The sequence below is a fragment of the Pseudomonas sp. HP_08 genome (assembly GCF_055284095.1).
Genome location: NZ_JBTOQC010000023.1, coordinates 157794 through 175472, shown reverse-complemented (window position 1 = coordinate 175472; position 17679 = coordinate 157794). Strand labels below are relative to the sequence as shown.

The following is a 17679-nucleotide window of genomic DNA, read 5'->3' as shown; positions in this document are numbered from 1 at the left end:
CTGGCCTTCCCCATGCTTACTCAGGCTTCTCCAGTGCCTGCACCAGCGCCTTGAAGAATCGGGCCGCCTCGCCGCCCGTCACCGCCCGGTGATCGAACGTCAGTGACAACGGCAAGATCGGGTGAATGACCACCTCGCCGTTGACAGCCACCGGCTCATCGCGAATGCCGCCGGCCCCGAGAATCGCCACTTGCGGCGGCACCACCACCGGGTTGGCGTAGCGTCCGAACAGGGTGCCGAAGTTCGACAGGGTAATGGTTGCACCCATCATTTCCTGGGGCGGAATGGAACGCGCTTTCACGTCGCTGCGCAGACGGTTCATGCCTTCCTTCAGATCCTCGGCGCTGCGACCGCCGACATCGCGAAGCACCGGGACGAACAATCCGTCGGGAGTGTCCACGGCAATTCCCAGGTCCAGTTGCTCGTGCTGACGAATCGACAGGGATTTACCCTCGAACCAACTGTTAAGCACAGGTTCGACCTTGCACGCCTCGGCCATGGCCTTGCCGATGCGGATCAGCGGGTCGCGGGCCTGCCCCCACGCATGCAAGTCGGCATCGGCAAACAGCGTCACCGGCACCACCTCGGCATGCGAGCGGGCCATGTTGATCGCCATGCTGCGCCGCACACCGCGCAGTTTCTGGCCGCCAAAACGGTCGCGCTCAGCCTGGGCGGCGCCCTCTACATCGCTGCGGGTGATCAGCCCGTCGTTACCGGAGCCGGTCAGGCTATTGAGCTCGACGCCCAGTTGCCGGGCCAGTTGGCGCACGGCAGGCGTAGCACGGGCGCCCAGGTGTTCGCGGGTCGAAGGTGCGGCACCGACGAAGAACTGATCTTCATGACTGCCGCCGCCTTCCAGCTTGCCGACCACGGTGCCGTTGTCGCCCTCGCCTTCGAACGCAATCAGCGGTTCGCCCACATGCAGAATCTCGCCATCGGCGCCAAACAGCTTGGCCACCACCCCGTCATAAGGGGCAGGAATATCGACCAGCGCCTTGGCGGTTTCGACCGACACCAGTAGCTGATCGGCCTTGACGCTGTCGCCGGCCTTGACGTGCCACTGCACCACTTCGGCTTCTTGCAGGCCTTCGCCCAAGTCAGGCAATTTGAAAAATTTCATCGCAACCTCCTCGGGTCTCAGGCGTAATCCAGCGCGGTATCGCAGGCGTGCAAAATGTCTTCGACGCCCGGTATATACAGGTGCTCCAGCCGGTACAGGGGCGGCGGAATGTCGGGAGCGGTGACGCGCTGGATCGGCGCCTGCAGGTCGAGCAAGGCACGCTCATACAGGCTGGCGGCAATTTCTGCACCCACGCCACACGAGCGCGGTGCCTCATGAATGATCACGCAGCGCCCGGTCTTGCGCACCGAGGCCTCAAGCGTGTCCAGGTCCAGCGGCTTGATACAGGCCACATCGATGACCTCTGCCGACACCCCACGCTCGGCCAGAGCCTGCGCCGCTTGCAGGGTTTCATGCACGCTGGCGCCCCAGCTCACCAAGGTAATGTCGCTGCCTTCACGCAACGTGAAACAGGTATCCAGCGGCAGGCGCTTGCCGTCATCGAGCAGCGGTTGCGGATTCATGCGGTAGAGCCGTGTCGGCTCCAGAAAGATGACCGGGTCCGGATCGTCGATGCTGGCCAGCAGCAAACCGTAAGCCCGGGCCGGTGACGACGGGATGACCACGCGCAGGCCCGGTATATGGGCAAACAGCGCTTCAGTGCTTTCGCTGTGATGCTCCGGCGCACGAATGCCGGCGCCCATCGGCGCGCGCAGCACCATCGGGCAAGTCAAACGGCCGCGGGTGCGGTTGCGTATCCGGCTGGCATGCGACACCAGGTGTTCCATGGCGGCATAGATAAAGCCCAGAAACTGGATCTCCATCACCGGTTTCAAGCCTTGAGCGGCCATGCCGACCGCCAGCCCGCCGAGCATGGTTTCGGCCAGTGGCGAGTCGATGACCCGCTTGAAACCGAAGCTGTCGCGCAGCCCTTGGGTTGCACGAAACACCCCGCCATTGACCCCGACATCCTCGCCCAGCACGACGACGTTTTCGTCTTCGTGCATGGCCCGGTGCAGGGCCATGTTGACCGCTTCAAGCAAGGTGATTTTTTCATTGTTCATGCTGTTCGCCCCCCTCACGCCGTGCGACCCGCTCCAGGAACCCTTCACGCTGATCGGCCAATGCGGCAGGCCACTGGGCGTAGACATGGTCAATCACCGATTCGGGCGGCTGCCGGTCGCGGCTTTCATAAGCGCTTACGGCGTCTTGCACCAGAGCCTGGCATTCGGCAATCAGCGCCTGCTCGCGGCTCTCATCCCAGATGCCCTGCCCGGCCATGAAGCTTTGCAGGCGTTTGATCGGTTCTTCGTGCCAGGCCTGGCGGACCTCTTCGGCGGAGCGATAGCGGGTCGCGTCGTCGGCGGTGGTGTGATCGCCGAGTCGATAACTCAGGCACTCCAGCAACACCGGCCCCTTGCCTTTGCGGGCGCGGTCAAGCGCAATGCGCATCCGGTCGTAAACGGCGAGGATGTCGTTGCCGTCGACCTGTTCACCGTGAAACCCGGCGCCAATGGCTTTCTGCGCCAGCGTTGGCGCGCCGCACTGAATACGCCGGGGCACGGAAATCGCCCACTGGTTGTTGTTGATGACAAACACCACGGGCAACTGCCAGGCGCCGGCGACATTCAATGCTTCAAGAAAGTCGCCCTTGCTGGTTGCACCATCGCCACAGGTGGTGACCGCCACCCGATGCTCGCCGCGCACCTTGAAGGCACTGGCCACACCACAGGCATGCAAGGCCTGGGTCGCAATCGGTACACACAGCGGAAAATCCTGCGCTGCAGCCGGTTCGGCATAAGCACTGCCGCGCTCGTCACCGCCCCAATACAGCAGAATCTCGTCCATGCGCACCCCGCGCATGAGTTGCACGGCGGTGTCGCGGTAGTACGGCACCAGCACGTCTTCGGCCTGCATCAGGCTGCCGATGGCCACACCGATGGCTTCCTGGCCCAGGGTCGGGGCAAAGGTGCCGATACGCCCGGTGCGTTGCAAGGCGACGGTTTTCTGGTCGAACAGGCGGGTCAGCACCATCTGCCGGTACAGCCTTGTCAGCAGATTGAAGTCGTCTGCCCAGGCAGGCAGCGGTGCGATGAGTTGGCCATCAGGGGCCAGGTAACGGGTATACGCAAGCTCATTGTTGTTATTGGACATTGCCTACTCCAGGCACGCAGGGTCTGCGTGGTACTCGTGGTTCGCAGCTTGTGGCTGCATGGAACCGTCGGGCGGCACCGGGTAATGGTGCGCTGGCCGACACTCAAAAGGCTCAATGAATGGAGCATGAACCTCCCACAATCGTAGCCCGATTCGGAAAATATGCGCGACCGGCGTGGCAGGTGCTGCCAGGGCTGGACGAAACCCGGCCAGAGGGCTACAACATGAGCGTGTCGTCCAGTCAGTGGTTTGAAACAGGGAAAGCGGGAGGAGATCATGACTCCACGTCAACAGTGCCTGGCCTGCCTGCAACGCACGCCAATCGCGGTATTTGAAGCTGCGCTATGGATCAGTGCCGAGCACGATTCCAGTTTTACGCCACCACAGATCATTGAAGACATGGACCGGCTACAACGCCAGATCAGCGCGCTGCTGCCTGCGCTACCGGCCCCCGAGCTGGCCCAGCCGCTGCTGCGCGAGTTCATCAGCCTGGGCTTTCAGCGAGACGAGTGGAACCCGCCCAAGCCGGAATCGGCGCTGCTGCACCGCATCGTCCAGCGCCGCAGGGGCCAGCCGTTGGGCCTGGCGCTGGTAGCCATGGAGATCGCCCGGCGCCTGGGCATTCCCATGGAAGGGGTGAATTTTCCGGGTCATTTCCTGCTGCGCGTACCCGGCGCCGATCATGTGCTGGACCCGTGCAGCGGTCGCCGCCTGTACCCCAAGGACTGCCGCGAGCTGCTGGTGCGCCAGTACGGCCCGGACATGACCTTGCGCGCCGAACACATGGTCCGCGCCAGCCCCTTGAGCCTGTTGCAGCGCATGTCGCGCAACCTGCGGCATCTGCATCAGATCAACGATGACTTTCTCTCGGCCCTCAAAGACGCCAACCGCATCGTCGAGCTCGGCGAAGCAACCAGCAGCGACCACATGGCCCGCGCCAGCCTTTATCAGACCCTCGACTGCCCGCAAGCCGAACGTTTCGATCTGGAACATGCCCTGCTGCTGAGCGAAGACCCGCTTCAGCGCTTGCGACTGACCGAGCGAATCAGCCAGCTACCCGGCAGCCGCGCGCTGCACTAGCGTTATTGAATGCCGTTTCTTTGCGCGGCCTTGCTCTTTTGCATTTCATAACTGTCACCTGAACAGGCGAAGACCTGCAGATTCTGGATGACATGAATGGCGCGTATGTAATCGGGCATCAAGGTCTGCGCATACGGGTCGCCCCACGCCGTTTTCTCTCTCATGATCAGGATCTGATTGGCGAGAAACTCCAGCGCATTGATCGGCTCATCGGCATTGATGACCTTGCCGTCCTTGTCGAACGCAGCGCCTGTGCGGTTCATGAGGTCGGCGGTCAAATTATCGATAAAGCCACTCTTGTACAGCAGCGTGCCCGCCTTGCTGAGTTCCTTGGGAGTGATGTGTTCCGGATTGAAGCCCTTGAACAGTTTTTTCATATTGCTTTTTTCCATCGCCAGCGAATTGAGTGCAATGGCGTTTTCGCCCACTTCACTGAGCACTTGAAGTGCCTGTCCGCTGATGGGGCTGACCGCACTTTTCTTTGTGAGTGATGAAGGCCTGATGGTAAACGGCGAAAGATCGCCCCAGATGGGCTTTGACATTATGGATGCTCCTGAAGAGTGCAGTGATGACTTCAACACTATCGGAGCTTTCTGGAGTTAATTAAGAGTGCAATTAAAAACCATACCAAACCTACAACATGAAAAGAAAAGTCCCACATTCGAAAATCAGATAAATTTATAAAAAGTAGACACTGTTCGCTTTTATCTAAAGCATGGAACGCTCCTACACAACTTTCAGATGGGGACCTACAGTAAAACCACTCGAGGTGTGTTTAAAGGTTTATTAATACGTTGATATCTCAATATCACGAATTGAAAACCAGGCCAGTCGCTTTGCGAAAAGGCCAAAAAAACAACAAGGGATGCACCATGAAAGCACTACTCTGCACCGCACTTACCCTGATCTCTGCCTATAGCTACGGACAGGAAACCACTATCGAAAAAGTCTCTGCACCGAGAACGATTCGACTCGTCAACCATGACAGCGCAGCTTCTTACTTCCGTGTGAAGTTCGTAGATCTGCCAAGGACTTTATCGCCTGCCCCCATGAAGCTTGAGCAGTTAAGCTGGAGCGCCACACACTACCCTTACGCCGACGTCACTGAACAATTAGAGGTGTGCTATTACCCCTATGGGGAAGGAAGAAATCAGTCAAAAGTCTGTGACAACGCAACCCCTGGCGCAACGGGAACATCCATCAAATTCAATTCATTGCGATTTGGCCATGAATCCACTGTTCAGGTTATCCATAAAGTCCAGGGTGGCCGACAGACCATCAGCCCTGCAGGCAACGACATGATACTGCTCAGAATCTCTTATCAATGATTATCAGGCACTCCTTGTTCATGCCGAGACGGGAGTGCCTTTTGGCATAAATAAATGTTCCAGGCTCCTGGATGCATTTAATAACACGGATGAAAAATCCATGATTATTACCAACAGCAATATTCTGCCTGTCCACAGCGTCTTACAAGCCACACCAGCGAATACGTCTGTATCAAGTGATTCAGGCACAGAAAAAAACGTTCCTGTCCCTCAAGAGTCACTCTCTGCCACAGCACTTCAAATGAGCAAGGCCTCTACTCGCGCCGCCGTCCGTGGCACAGCCTTGAGCCCCGATGAGCGCGCTGCATTACTGGAACAATTCACCGGCGAACGTTATCAAGCCAACAAGACCCGACATGACGCAGAGCAACCTGCCATTCAAGATATCGGTTTGCTGGCCCGCGCCAGACAGGCTACTGATTTCAGTAATGGCCTGGACAGCAACCCATTCAAAGCCATGCCAGTGGATCAACTGGCTCTGATTGCCTTTGATGCCAACAATACCTTTACCGTCAACGAGCGCCGGGCGGCCTGGCAAGAATTCCAGATAGCAAACACTCCGTATCGAACAAACCTTACAGATGGCATAAATCGAGAGGGCTATGACCTCTTGGTATCACGGCTGTTCTATGCGCAGGAAGGTCCGGTACGCGATAAGGCGGACGGTTATCTTCTGGAAAACATCAGTAATCCGGACGCTGACTTTCTGACCTCGCAGGACCGAAGCTTGATCTCTCATGTGTATGCCTACGCTCAGGAACAAGGTGCCAACTTAAAGTATGTCGACGACCTGGCTCGGGATATTGCCGATTATCGCAGGCATGAAAATGGCAGTACGTTGCGCAACATGAATGATGGTCACCGGTACGATGGCGAAGGCCGCCAATTGAGCGTCAACTTTGTTGCCCCTTATGCCGCCACCGCCCAGCGCGTGTTGGGCGGTACGGCGATTAATAGCACTTTGCTGGACAAGGGATTTGTGCGCTTCAATCTTGATCCGGGCTTTCGTCCCTACAGCTATAGCGGTGACCCCGGCTTTCTGGAAGCGATGGTAATAAAGTTCTCCGCCGACGCTGGCGAAGACTACACACTCGACAGCCGTTTCCAGACCTATACGCGAGATCCCAAAATCAAAGACAAGATCGTCCACGCCTCAGAGACGATAAGGCTGCCGCCACGTGAAGAGCCTGTACTTATCAACAAACAGGGCGTCTGGACGATTACGGCAACCGGCAAGGCGGCAGGCTATGTCATGAACCCTGTCACCGGCATACCGGAGCAGATCGAGAAAACACCTGACATTGCTGCCAAACCAAAAGTCCCCATCAACCCTTTCGAGGGCCTGATCGGCAAGAAGCCCGACAAGTCCCGCCTGCTCACCCTGTTCGATTACCTGTTCATGAAAATGAAAACACAAGGTCGGGGGCGCAGGCCTTGATGGATGTGCCTCAACCCAGCTTCTGGATGAATTCGGCCAGCCACGGTTCGGCATCGGTGTCAGGGGTGACGCTTTCGCTGGCATCCAGGCGCAGCATGTCCTGCACCTCGTTCACGCCCAGTTCACTGAACAGGTCACGAATCTGTGCGCCACCGCCGCAAAAGGTGTCGTCATAGCTGGAGTCGCCCAAGGCGATCACGCCTCCGGGCAGGCCGCGAAAGGCCGCCGGCAGGGTGTCGCGAAGCTGGTAATACAGCGGCTGCAGGTTGTCGGGCAGCTCGCCCATGCCAGTGGTCGAGGTCACTGCCAACAGCGCTTCTGGTGCAAAGGCCAGCAGCTCGGCCTGGGTCAGGCGCGTGTTGAACAGGGTTTCGTGACCGGCATTGCGCAGCAGTGTGCTGGCATGTCGGGCGACGTCTTCTGCCGAGCCAAAGACGGTTCCGGAAAGGATGGCGATTTTCATAGAGATTCCCGTGACAGGATAAAAATTCAGGCATTATGCATCATTCGATCGACCTGCTTGTGCAACAGGATGTTCTGCACGACGATGACGTGCAGGAATCGAAAAAATGACCAACGGTCACAACATGGTCGGAAATTTATTGTCTCTTTCCCATCTTACGGATCGATCCGGGTTTCATCATGCAACCTGAAACAATTCTGACCCAGGACGAACTGGATTTTATCCTGGGCATGCAGCGTAACCCTCAGTTGAACGTGCGCGACTCGACACGCAACCTGATCGTCAATGGCGGCATCCAGATCCAGGATCTGTTGGCGCGACTGGCAGCCAGTGAACAGGTGACGATCCAGGCACAGTTCAACAACCAGAAAATCAGCTTTCCACTGCAAATGGTGGAGGATGAGTTTCATGCCCAGCATCTGGAAATCGGTACACCCAGCATTTATGAAGAAGGCCCGCAGATTCGTCCGTGGCGCCTGGTGCTGCCCAGCCCGATTCCGCTGGAAACCGAACACGGTGCATTAACGGCTCTTTGGGTGCACGAAGTGTCGTTCAAGGGTGTGTTGATCGAATACCGCCGCAAAGGCAATCCGCCCCGGCATTTCTCAGCCTGGTTCAACGCCGCAGGTCACGCTCCGATCGCCATGCGCGGCCGTCTCGAACGCATGACCGAAAAAGGCATGGCGGCCTATCACCTGAGCGAAAAATACCCCGAAGACACCGAGCGCTTGCGCCAATACATGCTCAACGAGCATCGTCGGCTGCATCCGGCGGTGCATACGCTGGCCGGGTAATTTGCCAGACGGGCCAGCAGATGGCTCCTTGCTATAAATTTTCATGGCGTATTTCAGGATTTCAGGAATAATCCTCGCTTGCTTCTTACCCGAAGCTGACACGTTGCCACCACCCCGGCGTCGTGCCTGATGAGTTCCCTACCCGGGAGCCTCATACCGCCCATGGAGATACACAATGTCTACCGCTCCCGTCACCTTGATGGTAGCCCGCCGTGTTGCCCACGGCCGCTATCAGGAACTCCTTGCCTGGCTGCATGAAGGCGAACGACTGGCCACCGACTTTACTGGCTATCTCGGTTCGGGCGTATTGGCCCCACCGCCCGGTGACAACGAATTCCAGATGATTTTCCGCTTTGCCGATGCGCAGACCATGCACGCCTGGGAGCATTCGGCCTCGCGACGCGCCTGGTTGGTGCGTGGCAGCGGGTTATTCGAGCGACCCAGCGAGCATCGCGCTAGCGGCATCGCCGGCTGGTTTGGCGCGGCCGGCTCTCGCCCGCCACGCTGGAAACAGGCCGTGGCTATCTGGCTGGCGTTCTTTCCGGTGTCATTGCTGTTCAATTTTGTACTCGGCCCGCTGCTCAGCCAGATGGAGCTGATGCCCCGCATCATGTTCAGCACCCTGATCCTGACGCCGCTGATGGTGTATCTGTTTATTCCCCTCTCGACCCGCCTGCTCGCGCCCTGGCTGCAAGGCAATACAGCGCAGCCACGCGACAATACCGAGTCGGCTTCCTCACGCTGACCGACTCGCGCAGCCGGTGCCTAAAACCATCAGGCCCCGGCTGCGAATCACGACCTCCGATGCAGCAGGCCGCCCCAAGGTTGTACAGCGTTCGGCATTGGTATAACTTTGCCACTCAATGCTGTTTTCCGACCTATTGATGGGATCGTGTTCCCATCATCCCGCCTGCCCGGATTCGTGAGCTGTCGATGGCCTCCAGCCCTGCACCGATATTGATCACCGGCGCCAGCCAGCGCGTCGGCCTGCACTGTGCCCAGCGTTTGCTCGACGAGGGTCAGTCAGTGATCATCAGTTACCGAACCCTGCGCCCTGGCGTCGAGCAGTTGCGTGCGGCCGGTGCCATTGCCCTGCCTGCGGACTTCTCCAGCGAAGCCGGCATCATGGCCTTCATCGAGCAGTTGAAGCTGCACACCGATTGCCTGCGCGCCATTGTGCATAACGCTTCTGAGTGGCTGGCCGAAACCCCGGGCAGCGAAGCTGAAGTCTTTACCCGGATGTTCAACATCCACATGCTGGCGCCCTACCTGATCAACCTGCACAGCGCCGAACTGCTGCAACGCAGCGCGGTCGCAGACATCGTGCATATCAGCGATGACGTGACCCGCAAGGGCAGCCGCAAGCACAGTGCTTATTGCGCCAGCAAGGCCGGCCTTGAAAGCCTGACCCTGTCGTTTGCCGCACGCCTGGCGCCGCAGATCAAGGTCAATGGCATCGCCCCGGCCTTGCTGATGTTCCAACCCGATGACGACGCGGCATACCGCGCCCAGACCCTGGCCAAGTCGGCGCTGGGAATCGAGCCCGGTGCCGAGGTGATCTACCAGAGCCTGCGCTACCTGCTCGATAATCCCTATGTGACTGGCACAACCCTGACCGTAAACGGTGGACGGCACCTTAAGTAAGTCACTTGAGCCGCCGCCCCGAGGATCCCGATGATGAGCGAATCCCTGCCACAGCAATACCGAGACATTCTCGTGGGCCTGGGCGAAGATCCAGACCGCGAAGGCCTGCTGGACACTCCCAAGCGTGCCGCCAAGGCCATGCAATACCTGTGTCACGGCTACAATCAAAGCCTTGAAGAGATCGTCAATGGCGCGTTGTTCGCCTCTGATAACGACGAGATGGTGATCGTCAAGGACATCGAACTGTATTCGCTGTGCGAGCATCACCTGCTGCCGTTCATTGGCAAGGCGCATGTGGCCTATATCCCGACCGGCAAGGTGCTGGGGCTGTCGAAAATCGCCCGGGTCGTCGACATGTTTGCCCGCCGCCTGCAGATTCAGGAAAACCTGACCCGGCAAATCGCCGAGGCCATTCAGGGCGTGACCAACGCCGCCGGCGTTGCGGTGGTCATCGAGGCCAAGCACATGTGCATGATGATGCGCGGCGTCGAGAAGCAGAACTCGACCATGAACACCTCGGTAATGCTCGGCGCCTTCCGCGAGTCGAGCACCACGCGCATGGAGTTTCTGCAACTGATCGGACGGAGCAAGGACTAATGGCCAGACTGGAACCAGGCACTGCACGCATCCGGGTCAAGGACCTGCGCCTGCGCACGTTTATCGGCATCAACGAGGACGAGATTCTCAACAAGCAGGATGTGCTGATCAACCTGACGATCTGCTACGCCGCTCAGGAAGCAGTGCGCGATAACGACATCGATCACGCCCTGAACTACCGCACCATCACCAAGGCGATCATTCAGCACGTCGAGGGCAACCGCTTTGCCCTGCTGGAGCGTCTGACCCAGGAAGTGCTGGATCTGGTCATGAGCCATACGGCTGTGACCTATGCCGAGGTTGAAGTCGACAAACCGCACGCGCTGCGTTTTGCAGAATCGGTGTCGATCACCCTCGCCGGGCAGCGCTGAACCCTCTTATCATTGCGCGCCTCGATAGCGCCCGACATGAGCGAGCAATCTATATGACCGATCAACAACGCCTGGAACTCGAAGCCGCCGCCTTTCGCCGGCTGGTCGCCCATCTGGACAGCCGCAAGGATGTGCAGAACATCGATCTGATGAACCTCTCCGGGTTCTGCCGTAACTGCCTGTCCAAGTGGTACAAGGCCGCCGCCGACGAGCGCCAGATCGACGTCAGCCTCGACGATGCCCGGGAAGTCGTCTACGGCATGCCCTACACCGAGTGGAAATCGCTCTACCAGCAAGAAGCCAGCGCCGAGCAACTCGCCGCCTTCAAGGAACCCAAGCATGACTGATCTGAACACCCTGCGCGCCAGCCTGCGCAGCGACCAACACGCATTCGCCGACACCCTGGCCTTTATTGCCCAGGGCTACGACTACCAGCCCCAGGCCTTTCGCAACGGTGACGTGGAAAACGCCGCCGGGCAGAACGAGGGTTCGTGCAAGACCCTGGGCCTTGCCCTGCTCGAAGGCCTGAGCGACGAAGAAGCGTTGCTGGCATTCGGTGAGCACTACCGCTCGGTTCAGGCCACGCCTGAAGGCAGCGACCACGGTAATATCCGCGCCCTGATCGCCCATGGCCTGGCCGGCGTGAAATTTGCCGCCGAGCCGCTCGTGCGTAAGCCGTAAGCTCAACGGGCAACAAAAAACCGGCACAAGGCCGGTTTTTTGTTGCTTGCAAAACGCGATCAGAACGACACGTTGGCCAAACCGTCCAGATAACGCTCGACGTCCAGGGCCGCCATGCAACCGGCGCCGGCCGAGGTGATGGCCTGACGGTAAACGTGGTCAGCCACGTCACCGGCGGCGAACACGCCTTCCACGCTGGTGGCAGTTGCGTTGCCTTCACGGCCGCCCTGCACAACCATGTAGCCGTCTTTCAATGCCAGCTGGCCTTCGAACAGCGTGGTGTTCGGCGTGTGGCCGATGGCGATGAACACGCCGTCGACTTTCAGCTCGTCGCTGCTGCCGTCGTTGTTCTTCAAGCGCGCACCGGTCACGCCCATGTTGTCGCCCAGCACTTCGTCCAGGGTCGCGTTGAGCTTGAGCTCGATCTTGCCTTCGGCAACCCGCGCATGCAGCTTGTCGATCAGGATCTTCTCGGCGCGGAAGGTCTCGCGACGGTGAACCAGGGTCACCTTGCTGGCGATATTGGCCAGGTACAGCGCCTCTTCCACTGCCGTGTTGCCGCCACCGACCACAGCCACCGGCTTGTTGCGGTAGAAGAAACCGTCGCAGGTGGCACAGGCCGAAACGCCTTTGCCCATGAACGCTTCTTCCGAAGGCAGGCCCAGGTAACGGGCGCTGGCGCCGGTAGCGATGATCAGCGCATCACAGGTGTAGGTCGCGTTGTCGCCCTTGAGGCTGAACGGTTTGCCGGCCAGGTCCACGGAGTTGATGTGGTCGAAAACGATCTCGGTCTCGAAACGCTCGGCGTGCTCGCGCATGCGCTCCATCAGGGCAGGGCCGGTCAGGCCATGCGGGTCACCCGGCCAGTTGTCGACCTCGGTGGTGGTGGTCAACTGACCACCCGCCTGCATGCCGGTGATCAGCAGCGGCTTGAGGTTGGCACGGGCGGCATACACCGCGGCACTGTAACCGGCAGGGCCGGAGCCGAGAATAATCACTCGGGAATGACGTACATCAGACATGACACACTCCTGGCGACCGGCTATTGATGCCGACGTCGCAACGATTTAACGGGGTGGATCAGCGCACACGCACTGATCGCGTAATCAGATTGGTTGCGCCTTACAAGGCGTTGGCGTTGGACGCCAGGTAATCGGCAACGCCTTGAGCGTCAGCCTTCATACCTTTCTGGCCCGGGCGCCAGCCGGCAGGGCAGACTTCACCGTGTTCTTCGGTGAACTGCAGGGCTTCGACCAGACGGACCATTTCGTCGACGTCACGGCCCAGTGGCAGGTTATTGACCACCTGGTGCTGAACCACGCCCGCCTTGTCGATCAGGAACGAGGCACGCAGGGCCACGCCCGCATCGTGCTCGATGCCGTAGGCGCGAGTGATCTCGTGCTTGACGTCAGCGACCATGGTGAACTCGACTTCGCCGATACCGCCCTTCTCGACCGGCGTGCTGCGCCAGGCGTAGTGGGTGAATTGCGAGTCGATGGATACGCCAACCACTTCAACACCCAGCTCGCGAAATCTGGCGATGCGGTTGTTGTGGGCAATGATTTCCGACGGGCAGACAAAGGTGAAGTCCAGCGGCCAGAAGAACAGCACGACGTACTTGCCGCGCAGGGAAGACAAGGTGAAGCTGTCGACAATCGAACCGTCGCCCAATACGGCGGCGGCATCGAAGTCCGGGGCTTGCTTGTTTACCAGTACGCTCATGAATGACTCCAGTTCAGAAAGGGGAAGGATAGGTCAGGAAAGTGATCGCCAGCCTATCGGGGTGGCGCAGATTAAGGAAATTTCGTTTCACAATCCACTTCATAGACTTCGCCTATGTAGAAAACGCAGGGCATTACTTTACGCCACGTGCCAGGCAATCGGGAATGGCTGTCAACCCAGGCCCGCAAACCATCGCTTTAACCGTCACAGCAAAGCCGGTAAGGTCAGCCTTCGAGCACTTTTCGGAGACCATGATGCCCTTACCCGCCCTGACCGGCCCGCAATACCTTACCCAAGGCTTGCAACTGATCATGCGCCCTGGCCTGCGCCTGTTCGTGCTCTTGCCCCTGAGCATCAACCTTGTGCTGTTTGGCGGCCTGGTCTATCTGGCCATGCACCAGTTCGGTATGTGGGTCGATACCTTCATGCCGACCCTGCCGCACTGGCTGAGCTTTCTCAGCTATATCCTCTGGCCGCTGTTTGTGGTGCTGGTGCTGTTGATGGTGTTCTTCACCTTCACCTTATTGGCCAATATCATCGCCGCACCGTTCAACGGCTTTCTGTCTGAAAAGGTCGAATCGGTAATCCGTGGCGTAGACGACTCACCACCGTTCAGTTGGGCGGAATTACTGGCCATGATCCCGCGCACGCTGTCGCGTGAGTTGCGCAAACTGGGCTATATGCTGCCGCGTGTGATTGCCTTGTTCATCCTGTCGTTCATCCCGGTGGTCAACCTGATCGCCGCACCGCTGTGGCTGCTGTTCGGCGTGTGGATGATGGCGATCCAGTACATCGACTACCCCGCCGACAACCACAAGATGAGCTGGCAAGACATGCTCGCCTGGCTGCGCGCCAAACGCTGGGCCAGCCTGAGTTTTGGCGGCTGCGTGTATGCAGCGTTACTGATCCCCTTCGTCAATATCTTCATGATGCCGGCGGCAGTGGCCGGGGCGACGTTGTTCTGGGTACGTGAGCGGGGTGCGCAAGAACTGACGGGCGCACGGGGTTGATTGAACGGCAGGGTGAAGATTTTTATCTTTGCCCTGCAGGTTTATTGACTTACTACAACAACCCGTAGAAATAAAAGAAACGCCCTACACATAAAAAAGAAAACAGCTCTATTCCTTACGCTTCTTTTTAATACCGCTATCGGCCATACTTTTCCGGCATCGGCAAATACCCGCCTGATGATATCTGTTGGCGTCTTATAACATTCCCGGTCAAATAAGTTACTCATCCCTGCTATGGCTAGGCCAGACCGTCAATCCAGGGACATGTTCCAACTCTGGCACCCCGTTTGCTCTTGTGTTCTAAACAACCCAAAGAGTAAATGCCATGAATGTTACCTCGCCCGCTGTTGATACCCGTCGCGCACTTGCTGCCCTGGAGTCCGCGCCGACCTCCCGTGCCTCGGGTTTCAGTCAGATATTGCAGAGTCTCAACACCGATAAAATATCGGCCGTCATCAATCCGGCTTCCGCTACGCTGATCTCTCTGCCTTTACAACGAGGCGACGCATTTATACAGAACATGACTCGCGAACAGCGAAGATCAATTGTGCTGGATCCAGACTTTCTAGCGGCACCTGCGGCGCTTGAGCGTCTTTAAAATAACCGGGGCTGACGGGCACTTGATCATGAATATTCACCCGTATGAGATTCAGGATCAAATACCGGGGTCCCTGAAAGCAACGTCACAAACCCATCACAAATCCTCCACAGAACCGCAACCCGGCCAGTCGACACTGGCCTCATGAGTACATTCCTGCGTGTCACCCTGGTCACTGAAACCTACAGCCCCGAGATCAATGGCGTTGCCAACACGCTGGGACGCTTGTGCGACGGGTTGCGGCTGCGCGGGCATACGGTGGAGCTGGTGCGCCCGCGTCAGGGTGGCGAAGCGGCACCTGAGGCGCCGGATGAGTTGATGCTGTGCCGTGGCTGGCCGATTCCGGGTTATCCGGGGCTGCAATGGGGCCAGGCGTCGATGCACAAGTTGCTGCGCCGTTGGCAGCGGCGGCGCCCGGACGTGTTGTATATCGCCACCGAAGGGCCGCTGGGTCTGTCGGCGTTGCGGGCGGCACGCCGGTTGGGAATCGCGGTGGTCAGCGGCTTTCATACCAACTTCCCGCAGTACAGCCAGCAGTACGGCATGGGCTTTATCACGCGCTTGCTGACCCACTATCTGCGCTGGTTCCACAATCGCTCGCAGCTCACGCTGGTGCCCAGTGTCAGCCAGAAACTGGAGCTGGAGCGCCGGGGTTTCGAGCGCGTCGAGCAATTGTCGCGGGGCGTGGACAGCCAGTTGTTTCATCCCTCGAAACGTTCATCGGCGCTGCGCGAGCAATGGGGGCTGCAAGACGATGAAGTCGCCGTGCTGCATGTCGGCAGGCTGGCGCCGGAGAAAAATCTGGGCCTGCTCAAAAGCAGCTTCGAGGCGCTGAGCGAAAGCTACCCGCAACGCAAGCTCAGGCTGGTGGTGGTCGGAGAAGGGCCGCAACGGGCTACATTGCAGGCGCAACTGCCCGAGGCAATCTTTTGCGGTATTCAGCGGGGTGAGTTACTGGCGAGCCATTACGCATCGGGCGATCTGTTTCTGTTTCCCAGCCTGACCGAGACCTTTGGCAATGTGGTACTTGAAGCCCTGGCGTCGGGGCTGGCGGTGGTGGCTTATGACGAAGCGGCCGCCGGGCAGCATATTCGCCACGGCCACAATGGCGCGCTGGCCATGCCGGGTGACGAAGAAGCCTTTATCGACGCGGCCCGCTGGCTACTGGAAGACAGCGAAACCCTGCGCCGGGTGCGGCTTAACGCAAGGCAGCACGCCAGCCGGCAGGGCTGGCAGAGCATCATCGACCAGTTTGAGCGACAGCTCTACGGGGTTTGCCCCGATCAAGTCGATCTACCGACCAGACCGGTGTCATCACCGCGTATCACTTAGCCCAACGCTTTCTCGATTGCCGCAATGATCGCTGGATCGTCCGGGCTGGTGCGCGGCGAGAAACGGGCAATCACGGCACCGTTGCGACCGACCAGAAATTTCTCGAAATTCCAGGTGATGTCACCCGGAAACTCTGCGCCTTCGCCGGCCAGTTGCACGTACAACTTGTGACGGTGCGGGCCGTTGACGTCGAGCTTTTCGCCCAACGGGAAGGTCACGCCGTAATTGACCTCGCAGAACGACTGGATTTCCTGCTCGGTGCCCGGTTCCTGGCCTGCAAACTGATTGCAAGGCAGCCCCAGCACACTGAAGCCCCGGTCCTGATACTGCTTATAAAGGCTCTCAAGTGCTGCGTATTGTGGCGTCAGGCCGCATTTGGAGGCGACGTTGACCACCAGAACCACTTTGTCCTTGAATGGTGCCAGTGGCAATTCCTTGCCATCCAGCCCATTCAGCTTAATGCCGTGAAAAGCACTCATGAATCATCCCCTTCAAGCCGTACCCGCAAAAAAGGCGTCTGGCAAGCTGCGCAATATGCAGACCTGCCTGGACGCCTCGGCGGTTATCTGAGCCTAGCAGCGGATCGCTGCCTGACACAAATCAATGGTGATGGCCACCTTCGCCATGGACGTGGCCATGAGCGACTTCTTCTTCGCTGGCTTCACGGATTGCAACGACCTTGACCTGGAAGGTCAGGCGCTGACCGGCCAGAGGATGGTTGCCGTCAACGGTGACATCGTCGCCGTCCAGATCGCGAATGGTCACGATCTGCATGCTGCCGTCAGGACCGGATGCGTGGAACTGCATGCCGACTTCGAGTTCGTCGACGCCTTCGAACATGCTGCGGCTCAGGGTGCTGACCAGCTCGGCGGAGTATTCGCCGTAAGCATCTTCAGGTTCGATGGAAACGTTCAGCTCGTCACCGACGTCTTTGCCTTCCAGCGCTTTTTCCAGACCCGGGATGATGTTGCCGGCACCGTGCAGGTACACCAGCGGCGCGCCGCCGGACGAGCTGTCGATGACCTCACCAGCATCGTTGGTCAGGGTATAGTCGATGGAGACAGCCTTTTTGGCAGCGATAGGCATGAGGGCAAAACCTTTGCTTGATATGAATGAAAGAACAAGTCTAACCAAGCCATCGCCCGAAAGCGAACGCAACACCGACCGGTGGACCCTATGCACGCGACAACCCTGACCGGCTGGCGCCAGGATGAAGACGATCATTGGGTCGCAATTCTGGCCTGTGGCCACACCCAGCATCTACGTCACCAGCCGCCCTGGCAATCGCGGGCCTGGGTACTGGACCCGGTCCTGCGACTGGAAAAAATTGGCCAGCCCTTTCACTGTGGGTGGTGCGCAAAGGGCGTCGATAACGATAGTCTTGACCGCAATTGAGACGCTGCGAAA

22 protein-coding genes and 1 pseudogene are annotated in these 17679 nt (G+C 58.8%); 14 read left to right on the top strand and 9 right to left on the bottom strand.

Annotated elements, in window-relative coordinates:
• Nucleotides 1–16: 16 nt before the first annotated feature.
• The 3 genes from ACYAS9_RS19680 to pdhA are packed head-to-tail and all read right to left on the bottom strand — an operon-like array spanning nt 17 to nt 3214.
• Nucleotides 17–1120: a dihydrolipoamide acetyltransferase family protein gene (locus tag ACYAS9_RS19680; protein ID WP_463569921.1), complete on the bottom strand. Its 1104-nt coding sequence runs from the start codon at nt 1118–1120 to the stop codon at nt 17–19.
• A gap of 17 nt (nt 1121–1137) precedes the next feature.
• Nucleotides 1138–2124 (bottom strand): alpha-ketoacid dehydrogenase subunit beta, encoded by a 987-nt coding sequence (locus ACYAS9_RS19675; RefSeq protein WP_463569920.1) that lies wholly within the window; start codon nt 2122–2124, stop codon nt 1138–1140.
• Nucleotides 2114–3214 (bottom strand): pyruvate dehydrogenase (acetyl-transferring) E1 component subunit alpha, encoded by a 1101-nt coding sequence (pdhA, locus tag ACYAS9_RS19670; RefSeq protein WP_463569919.1) that lies wholly within the window; start codon nt 3212–3214, stop codon nt 2114–2116. Before pdhA ends, ACYAS9_RS19675 begins: the two co-directional genes overlap by 11 nt.
• A 276-nt stretch (nt 3215–3490) precedes the next feature.
• Here pdhA and ACYAS9_RS19665 point away from each other — a divergent pair, with 276 nt between their 5' ends.
• Nucleotides 3491–4294, top strand: a complete 804-nt coding sequence (locus ACYAS9_RS19665) for a SirB1 family protein (protein WP_463569918.1) — start codon at nt 3491–3493, stop codon at nt 4292–4294.
• Nucleotides 4295–4296: 2 nt separating this feature from the next.
• Here the strand turns inward: ACYAS9_RS19665 and ACYAS9_RS19660 are convergent, their stop codons facing one another.
• On the bottom strand, nt 4297–4836 hold the full coding sequence (locus ACYAS9_RS19660; RefSeq protein WP_463570218.1) for a hypothetical protein: 540 nt from the start codon (nt 4834–4836) through the stop codon (nt 4297–4299).
• 330 nt (nt 4837–5166) lie between these two features.
• On the opposite strand from ACYAS9_RS19660, the gene ACYAS9_RS19655 reads away from it, so the two are divergent.
• Nucleotides 5167–5622, top strand: a complete 456-nt coding sequence (locus ACYAS9_RS19655; RefSeq protein ID WP_463569916.1) for a hypothetical protein — start codon at nt 5167–5169, stop codon at nt 5620–5622.
• A gap of 100 nt (nt 5623–5722) precedes the next feature.
• Complete coding sequence (locus ACYAS9_RS19650) at nt 5723–7060, top strand: hypothetical protein (protein WP_463569915.1); 1338 nt, start codon at nt 5723–5725, stop codon at nt 7058–7060.
• Nucleotides 7061–7070: 10 nt separating this feature from the next.
• Here the strand turns inward: ACYAS9_RS19650 and ACYAS9_RS19645 are convergent, their stop codons facing one another.
• Nucleotides 7071–7523, bottom strand: a complete 453-nt coding sequence (locus ACYAS9_RS19645; protein ID WP_463569913.1) for a flavodoxin — start codon at nt 7521–7523, stop codon at nt 7071–7073.
• Nucleotides 7524–7702: 179 nt separating this feature from the next.
• Here ACYAS9_RS19645 and ACYAS9_RS19640 point away from each other — a divergent pair, with 179 nt between their 5' ends.
• The 7 genes from ACYAS9_RS19640 (at nt 7703) to ACYAS9_RS19610 (ending at nt 11610) form a co-directional block, all read left to right on the top strand.
• The gene (locus tag ACYAS9_RS19640) at nt 7703–8317 is read left to right on the top strand and encodes a hypothetical protein (RefSeq protein ID WP_463569912.1); all 615 of its coding nucleotides are present in this window, start codon (nt 7703–7705) and stop codon (nt 8315–8317) included.
• Nucleotides 8318–8492: 175 nt separating this feature from the next.
• A complete protein-coding gene (locus ACYAS9_RS19635) occupies nt 8493–9062 on the top strand; it encodes an antibiotic biosynthesis monooxygenase (protein WP_463569911.1) in 570 nt (189 codons plus the stop codon).
• A gap of 188 nt (nt 9063–9250) precedes the next feature.
• Entirely contained in the window at nt 9251–9961 is a 711-nt protein-coding gene (gene folM / locus ACYAS9_RS19630) for a dihydromonapterin reductase (RefSeq protein ID WP_463569910.1), read from the top strand.
• A 33-nt stretch (nt 9962–9994) separates the two neighbouring features.
• Entirely contained in the window at nt 9995–10558 is a 564-nt protein-coding gene (gene folE, locus ACYAS9_RS19625) for a GTP cyclohydrolase I FolE (RefSeq protein WP_463569909.1), read from the top strand.
• Nucleotides 10558–10929: a dihydroneopterin triphosphate 2'-epimerase gene (gene folX / locus ACYAS9_RS19620; RefSeq protein ID WP_463569908.1), complete on the top strand. Its 372-nt coding sequence runs from the start codon at nt 10558–10560 to the stop codon at nt 10927–10929. The genes folE and folX overlap by 1 nt, the downstream gene beginning before the upstream one ends.
• A gap of 53 nt (nt 10930–10982) precedes the next feature.
• Nucleotides 10983–11276, top strand: coding sequence for a DUF1244 domain-containing protein (locus ACYAS9_RS19615; protein WP_459747915.1), 294 nt, complete (start codon nt 10983–10985; stop codon nt 11274–11276).
• The gene (locus ACYAS9_RS19610; protein WP_463569907.1) at nt 11269–11610 is read left to right on the top strand and encodes a HopJ type III effector protein; all 342 of its coding nucleotides are present in this window, start codon (nt 11269–11271) and stop codon (nt 11608–11610) included. Before ACYAS9_RS19615 ends, ACYAS9_RS19610 begins: the two co-directional genes overlap by 8 nt.
• Before the next feature lie 59 nt (nt 11611–11669).
• Here ACYAS9_RS19610 and trxB read toward each other — a convergent pair whose 3' ends face one another.
• Nucleotides 11670–12632 carry a thioredoxin-disulfide reductase gene (gene trxB, locus ACYAS9_RS19605; RefSeq protein ID WP_463569906.1) on the bottom strand — a complete coding sequence of 321 codons (963 nt, stop codon included), beginning with the start codon at nt 12630–12632 and terminating at the stop codon, nt 11670–11672.
• 100 nt (nt 12633–12732) lie between these two features.
• A complete protein-coding gene (locus ACYAS9_RS19600; protein ID WP_463569905.1) occupies nt 12733–13332 on the bottom strand; it encodes a peroxiredoxin in 600 nt (199 codons plus the stop codon).
• A gap of 254 nt (nt 13333–13586) precedes the next feature.
• Here ACYAS9_RS19600 and cysZ point away from each other — a divergent pair, with 254 nt between their 5' ends.
• From cysZ to ACYAS9_RS19585, 3 genes are all read left to right on the top strand, one after another.
• Complete coding sequence (gene cysZ / locus ACYAS9_RS19595) at nt 13587–14342, top strand: sulfate transporter CysZ (RefSeq protein ID WP_463569904.1); 756 nt, start codon at nt 13587–13589, stop codon at nt 14340–14342.
• 325 nt (nt 14343–14667) lie between these two features.
• Complete coding sequence (locus ACYAS9_RS19590; protein WP_463569903.1) at nt 14668–14940, top strand: hypothetical protein; 273 nt, start codon at nt 14668–14670, stop codon at nt 14938–14940.
• A 144-nt stretch (nt 14941–15084) separates the two neighbouring features.
• Nucleotides 15085–16272 (top strand): glycosyltransferase family 4 protein, encoded by a 1188-nt coding sequence (locus ACYAS9_RS19585; RefSeq protein WP_463569902.1) that lies wholly within the window; start codon nt 15085–15087, stop codon nt 16270–16272.
• Here ACYAS9_RS19585 and ACYAS9_RS19580 read toward each other — a convergent pair.
• Both ACYAS9_RS19580 and ACYAS9_RS19575 read right to left on the bottom strand, forming a co-directional pair.
• Nucleotides 16269–16751 carry a glutathione peroxidase gene (locus ACYAS9_RS19580; RefSeq protein WP_463569901.1) on the bottom strand — a complete coding sequence of 161 codons (483 nt, stop codon included), beginning with the start codon at nt 16749–16751 and terminating at the stop codon, nt 16269–16271. The two genes, ACYAS9_RS19585 and ACYAS9_RS19580, sit on opposite strands and share 4 nt — an antisense overlap.
• 121 nt (nt 16752–16872) lie before the next feature.
• A complete protein-coding gene (locus tag ACYAS9_RS19575) occupies nt 16873–17358 on the bottom strand; it encodes an FKBP-type peptidyl-prolyl cis-trans isomerase (protein ID WP_463569900.1) in 486 nt (161 codons plus the stop codon).
• A 13-nt stretch (nt 17359–17371) separates the two neighbouring features.
• Here ACYAS9_RS19575 and ACYAS9_RS19570 point away from each other — a divergent pair.
• A pseudogene (locus ACYAS9_RS19570) lies at nt 17372–17667 on the top strand (DUF3565 domain-containing protein).
• Nucleotides 17668–17679 lie beyond the last annotated feature (12 nt).